The sequence below is a fragment of the Bilophila sp. 4_1_30 genome (assembly GCF_000224655.1).
Taxonomy (GTDB): domain Bacteria; phylum Desulfobacterota; class Desulfovibrionia; order Desulfovibrionales; family Desulfovibrionaceae; genus Bilophila; species Bilophila wadsworthia.
Map to the genome: position 1 here is coordinate 627,928 of NZ_JH114232.1, position 6,570 is coordinate 634,497.

General features: G+C 61.8%; 5 protein-coding genes. All 5 read left to right on the top strand.

Going from position 1 to position 6,570, the window contains the following annotated elements; translation table 11 throughout:
• Positions 1–672: transporter substrate-binding domain-containing protein (locus tag HMPREF0178_RS09420; protein WP_009380436.1), on the top strand; the 672-nt coding region annotated here is incomplete at its 5' end.
• 83 nt (positions 673–755) lie between these two features.
• Positions 756–1,457, top strand: coding sequence for an amino acid ABC transporter permease (locus tag HMPREF0178_RS09425; protein ID WP_005028332.1), 702 nt, complete (start codon positions 756–758; stop codon positions 1,455–1,457).
• Positions 1,458–1,510: 53 nt separating this feature from the next.
• Positions 1,511–3,211 (top strand): SulP family inorganic anion transporter, encoded by a 1,701-nt coding sequence (locus HMPREF0178_RS09430; RefSeq protein ID WP_009380437.1) that lies wholly within the window; start codon positions 1,511–1,513, stop codon positions 3,209–3,211.
• A gap of 407 nt (positions 3,212–3,618) precedes the next feature.
• Positions 3,619–5,145 (top strand): YifB family Mg chelatase-like AAA ATPase, encoded by a 1,527-nt coding sequence (locus HMPREF0178_RS09440; RefSeq protein ID WP_009380439.1) that lies wholly within the window; start codon positions 3,619–3,621, stop codon positions 5,143–5,145.
• Positions 5,146–5,267: 122 nt separating this feature from the next.
• Positions 5,268–6,317, top strand: coding sequence for a selenide, water dikinase SelD (selD, locus tag HMPREF0178_RS09445; RefSeq protein WP_083832511.1), 1,050 nt, complete (start codon positions 5,268–5,270; stop codon positions 6,315–6,317).
• Positions 6,318–6,570: the final 253 nt, after the last annotated feature.

Sequence of the window (6,570 nt, forward strand, 5' to 3'; positions counted from 1 at the left end):
TCACGACACCAACTTCATGCCCTTCGAATTCAAGGGGCCGGACGGCAAGTTTACCGGTTTGATATCGAGCTCTGGGAAACCATCGCCAAGAAGCTGGGCCTCTCCTACAAATTTCAGCCCATGGACTTCAACGGCATCATCCCCGGCCTCCAGACCGGCAACGTGGATGTGGGCATCGCCGGCATGACCATCACGCCTGAACGCGCCAAGGTCGTGCAGTTCTCCAACGGCTACTATACGTCCGGCCTCAAGATCCTCGTCCGTGACGACGAAAAGGGCATCAGCAAGGTTGAAGACCTCGCGGGCAAGGTCGTTGCCGTGAAGACCGGCACCTCTTCCGTGCCGTTTATGAAGGATTTCGGCAAAGCGAAGGAATTGAAGCAGTTCCCCAACAACGACGGCATGTTCTTTGAACTGCTCAGCAAGGGCGTCGACGCCGTGGTGTTCGACATGCCCGTGGTGACCGCGTTCGCCAACAGCGCCGGCAAGGGCAAGGCCAAGGTCGTCGGCCCTCTGTACGAAGGCCAGAAGTACGGCATCGGCTTTGCCCAGGGCAACGAGGAGCTGGTGAAGAAGGTCAACGGCGTCCTTGACCAGATGCGCAAGGACGGCTCCTACGCCAAGCTGTACGAAAAGTGGTTCGGTTTCGCACCCAAGGAATCTGATATGTAGGGTGCCTCTATTCGCTGGAATAGAGCAACGGGGAGGTTTCTGCCTCCCCGTCCCTTTTTCTCCTTTAATCCATCGGGTGCCTCATGGCTTTTGATTTCGAACCTTCGATCATTCTGGAAACCGCGCCCCAGCTCCTCGGCGGGATGAAGCTGACGCTCATCATCACGCTGGGCGGCCTGCTCGTCGGTCTCCTGCTCGGCGTGGTCACCGGGCTTGCCAATACCTCCCGGAGCCGCTTCCTCCGCGGCATCGCCATCCTCTACATCGAAGCGATCCGCGGGACGCCGCTTATCGTTCAGGTTATGTTCCTCTATTTCGGCTTGCCGCTGGCCCTTGGTATGCGCATTCCCCCCGACGTGGCGGGCGTCATCGCCATCGGCGTGAACTCCGGCGCGTATATCGCGGAAATCGTGCGCGGCGCCATCCAGTCCATCGACAAGGGGCAGACCGAGGCCGGACGCTCCACCGGGCTCACGCAGGCCCAGACCATGCTCTACATCATTTGGCCTCAGGCCTTCCGGCGCATGATTCCCCCGCTGACCAACCAGTGCATCATTTCGCTGAAGGATACTTCCCTGCTCGTTGTCATCGGCGTGGGCGAACTGACCCGGCAGGGGCAGGAAATCATCGCCGTGAACTTCCGGGCCTTTGAAGTGTGGCTGACCGTCGCCATCTTCTATCTGGCCATGACATTGAGCATTTCGGCTGTGCTCCGTTATTACGAGCGCAAGCTTATGATCGGCAGGCGTGCCGTCCCGGCGTCTCCGTCCGATCCGCAAATGTAAGGCTGCTTCATTTCCTTTTTTCATGCCTCGTTTTGTTGGGAGGAGAAGGTTTCATGTCCAGCATACAGCCGGCACAGCACAAATCGCCGCTTGTTCCGAGCCTTTTTAAGACAATCCGCAGCGGGTACAGCCTTGGGATGCTGTCCAAGGACGTTTCGGCGGGGATCACCGTGGGCGTGGTGGCGCTTCCGCTCGCGCTTGCGTTCGCCATCGCTTCCGGCCTGACGCCGGAACGGGGGCTGTATACGTCCATCATCGCCGGTTTTTTCATGGCGTTTTTCAGCGGGAGCCGGTTTCCCGTCAGCGGGCCGACGGGCGCGTTCGTCGTCATCATTTACAGCATCGTGTCCCGGCACGGCTACGAGGGGCTTGTCCTGACGACGCTGATGGCGGGCATCCTGCTCGTCATCTTCGGGTTCCTGCGGCTGGGGGCGCTGGTCAAATATATCCCCTATCCGGTGACCACGGGCTTCACCACCGGGATTGCGCTGCTGATCTTCTCCTCGCAGATGAAGGACTTCTTCGGGCTCCCGCTTGTCGATACCCCGCCGGAATTTTTTGATAAGTGGGGAGCCTATGCCCAAAACGCCATGGATTTCAGCCCAGCGACGTTCGGGGTGGCGGCCTTCACGCTGCTGGTCATCCTGATCGTCAGGCATAAGATCCCCAAGATTCCCGCCCCTGTGGTGGCCGTGTTCCTGTCCACGCTGCTGGTGTGGCTGTTCTCCCTGCCGACCGATACCATCGGTTCCCGGTTCGGCACATTGCCCACGGGCTTCCCTGAGTTCACTTTGCCGTACGGGATCACCTTTGAGCGTATCCGCGAGCTGTTCCCCGACGCGCTGACCATCGCCCTGCTGGCGGGCATCGAATCGCTGCTGGCCTGTGTGGTGGCGGACAGCATGACGGGCGACAGGCACAATTCGAATATGGAGCTGATTTCGCAGGGCATCGGCAACGTGGCCTCGGTGTTCTTCGGCGGCTTCGCCGCCACGGGCGCCATTGCCCGCACGGCGACCAACGTACGCGCCGGTGCGCATTCGTCCATCTCCGCCATCGTGCACTCCCTGTTCCTCGTCGTGGTGGTCATGTGGCTTCTGCCGTTGACCGAATACATCCCGCTGGCGGCCCTCGCCGCCGTGCTGGTCATGGTCGCCTATGACATGAGCGATCTGCGGACGGTGCGGCATATTTTCCAAGGGCCGAAGTCCGACTGGTCGGTGATGATCCTGACCTTCGCGCTGACGGTGATCTTCGATCTGACCGTAGCCGTATATACCGGGGTCATGCTGGCTTCCCTGCTGTTCATGCGCCGCATGAGCGAGCTGACGGGCATCCACACCTGCGTTTCCGGCGAAGAGGAAGAGGCCGCCGCGCACGACATTCCCCTGCCCGATGAGGAATCCGTGCCTGACGGCGTGGAGATTTTCGCCATCAACGGGCCGTTGTTCTTCGGGGTGGCCGACCGGTTCCAGTCCACGCTGGACGCGATGGAGACGCCTCCCAAGGTATTCATCATGTACCTGCACAACACGCCCGCCATCGACATGACCGGTATCCACGCACTGGAGGCGTTTCTTGAGCGCCGTCAGGAAGGCTGCCGCGTCCTCTTTGCCGCCGTGCAGGAACCCGCCCGCAGGACGCTCCAGCGGGTCGGCATTCTCCGCGCCGTTGGCGAAGAGAACATCTACCCGTCGCTCGACGAGGCGCTTTTGCGCGCCGAAGAGATCCTTGAGGAAGAGAAGCGGAAGTAGGTTGCTGTATGGAATTGGGGAGAGGCAGGAGGGCTTTTCTGGAGAAAGGTTTTCCTGCCTCTCCCCAAATCTGTCAGGCTCCCTCCCTAAAGGCTTCCGTGTTTATTGAATCCCTGTTGCCGGTTTTCCCCGGCGGGCCGCGTCCGGACGATGTCGTTCGGGCGTTTTTTATGGGGAAAGCCGTTGGGGATGGGATCGGGAGCAAAAGAATCCTGCGGTGAAGAGGAAAAGGGAGGGCCAGCTGGCGTGCAGGCGGCTATTTGTCTTGCTTGGCTGTTGTATGCTAGTTTTGGGGTAGATGTTATGTAGGGGGAAGGCGTCGCCGTTTGCCCTGGCGTTGAGCAAGACAGGTTCCGGGGAAAGCTGCGGGTGCAGGGCCGCCGGAGGCATTGCGTAAAGGACAGAGTATGATCGTCAGGTTGGCATGTGGGGCGTTGCAGGGCGTGGACGCCTTCCGGGTGGATTTGGAAGTGGATTTCCTGCGGAAGGGGATGCCCGCCTTTGTGATGGTCGGGCTTGCGGAAGGCGCTGTACGCGAAGCCAAGGAACGGGTGTTCGCGGCCATGCGTTCATGCGGGTTCACGCTGCCCGCAGCGCGCATCACCGTCAATCTGGCTCCGGCGGACCGCCGGAAGGCCGGAAGCGCCTATGACTTGCCGCTGGCCGTGGCCTTGCTGGGGGCGGCGGGCGTCTTGCCCGCGGAGCGGCTGGAGGGCTGGTTTCTCGCCGGGGAGCTTTCCCTGAGCGGCGCCATCAAGCCAGTGCCCGGCGTTCTGCCGCTTGGGATGCTGGCCCGGAACGAAGGCGCGAAGGGCATCGTCACCGCCCCGGAAAATGCCTCTGAAGCGGCCTTGGTCAAGGGGCTTCCCGCCTATGGTCCGGCGACGCTGGACGAAGCCGTACGGTTCCTCATGGGTGAATGCGAGCTGACCCCCGCCGAGCCGCCCGTATCCGATGAGGACCCCGCGCGGGGGATTCTGGATTTCGCCGACGTCAAAGGGCAGGAGCACGCCAAGCGGGCCATTGAAATCGCGGCGGCGGGCGCGCACAACCTGCTGCTCATCGGCCCGCCAGGAAGCGGCAAGACCATGCTCGCCAAGCGCATTCCGTCCATACTCCCGCCCCTTGAGCCGGACGAGGCGCTGGAAGTGACCAAAATTTACAGCGTGGCGGGGATGCTCGGCGGCAAGGGGCTGGTATCGGAGCGGCCTTTCCGCGAGCCGCACCACACGGTATCTGATGTGGCGCTGGTCGGAGGCGGAGCCTATCCCCGGCCCGGCGAAGTTTCTCTGGCCCACCGGGGAGTGCTGTTTCTCGACGAGCTGCCGGAATACGGCAAGAATACGCTCGACGTGCTCCGGCAGCCGCTTGAGGGCGGTACGGTGACGGTATCCCGATCGGCGCATTCGGTAACCTTTCCGGCGGACTGTATGCTGGTGGCGGCCATGAATCCGTGCCCTTGCGGCTATGCCACCGATCCCCGGCATACGTGCGTCTGTTCGCCGGGGCTGATCCGCCGCTATCGGGCGCGGCTTTCCGGGCCGCTTCTGGACCGCATCGACCTGCATATCAATGTGCCCGCCGTGCCGTACGAGGAGCTGCAGGCCGGAGCCTCGCCTGTGACGTCGGCCCGGATGCGCGAACGTGTGCTTGCTGCGCGGGCCGTACAGCAAGCGCGCTATGCGGAGGTTCGCTATTGCCGGACGAATGCCGATCTGTCCGGCAGCCTTCTTGAGAAACACTGCCGCATGGGAGCGCCGGAAAGGGCTTTTCTGCGGGAAGCCGTGCAGAGGCTGGCGCTTTCCGCCCGCGCCTATACGCGGATCTTGCGGATAAGCCGGACGATTGCGGATCTCGCCGGATCGGAATCCATCGGCGTTCCGCATCTGGCCGAGGCCATCGGCTGCCGCGTGCTGGATAGGGAAGAGTTCTAGCTTCAGCCCTTCCCTGAATGGGAGAGGTGGGCTGTCTGAGGAAAAAGGAGACACGTGCCGTATTCCCCTTAGTGTTTCGAGGGGGGCTCTTTCGTCATCAACCTTCATTCAAGGAGCATGTCATGTCGTTCAGACTGATGGACAAAGCCAAGGCCGCCGGCTGAGCGGCGAAGACGGCTCCAGAGTTGCTGGAGCAGGTATTGGCGTCCCTGCCGGGGGTGCCGGACCCGGAGGGGCGCGTGTTGCACGGCTTTGAGCACAATGAGGACGCCGTGATCCTCCGCACGCCGCCTGCGGGAATGGCGCTGGTGCAGACGGTGGATGTGTTGAGCCCTCTCGGAAACAATCCCCGGCTGTTTGGTCAGGTTGCGGCGGCGAACGCGCTTTCGGACGTGTACGCCGTCGGAGGGGTTCCGTGGTCGGCGATGAATATCGCGGCATTCCCGGCTCAGGATGTGCCGTTGGAGGTCTTTGCCGAGATTCTGGCGGGCGGCCTTGAAAAGATCGTCGAGGCCGGAGCCGTGCTTGCCGGCGGGCATACGCTGGAAGACGCGGAAATCAAATACGGTTTGTCCGTGACCGGCTATGTGGATCCTGACGCCGTGGCCAGTAACGCCGGGCTGTGTCCCGGAGACGCGCTCGTGCTGACCAAGCCGCTCGGCACGGGCGTGCTGGCAACCGCAATCAAGGCGCAGTGGGACGGCAGCGACAAGGCCGAAGCCGATCTCTACCGTTGGGCCGCCCATTTGAACGCGAACGCCGCCGAAGTGCTGCGGGCCATGAACCTCAAGGCCGCAACGGATATCACGGGATTTGGGCTCGGCGGGCACTTGCTGGAGATGGCGCGGGGTTCCCGGGTCGTCGTCGAGATAGACACCGCCTCGTTGCCTTTTATCGACAACGTGGAGGCGTTCGCCTCTGACGGCCTGATTCCTGCGGGCAGTTATGCCAACCGCAGACATTGTTCCTGCCGTACGTTCGTGAGCCCTGATGTGGACAGCCTGAGGGCTACCCTCGTATTCGACGCACAAACTTCCGGCGGGCTGGTGCTGGCTGTGCCCCAGGAGCGCGTAGAAGAGGCTTTGGAGCGCCTTGCCGCTCTCGGTGAGCCCGGATGGCTTGTTGGGCACGTTTTGCCTCTCAGAGACGGTCCTCAGCTTCTTTTGAGCTAATCTGAAGACGGCAGGAGGGGGAGAGGAACCTCTCTGAAGAAGGGCTTCCTCCCCCTTCCTGTACCTCCCCCTCTTTCTAAGGCTTTTGAATGGCGGGGAGGTTACGCGTCAGGAGTTCCGTTGTATGGAAAGGCTGAAAGAGCGCTGGATGGACAGGCGGTTTGAGAAGACTATTTGATGTGGCGTAAAACCGTTGCGCCGCTGAAGAGTACAGAAAGGCCGGATGGCAATACCGTCCGGCCTTTCTGTACTC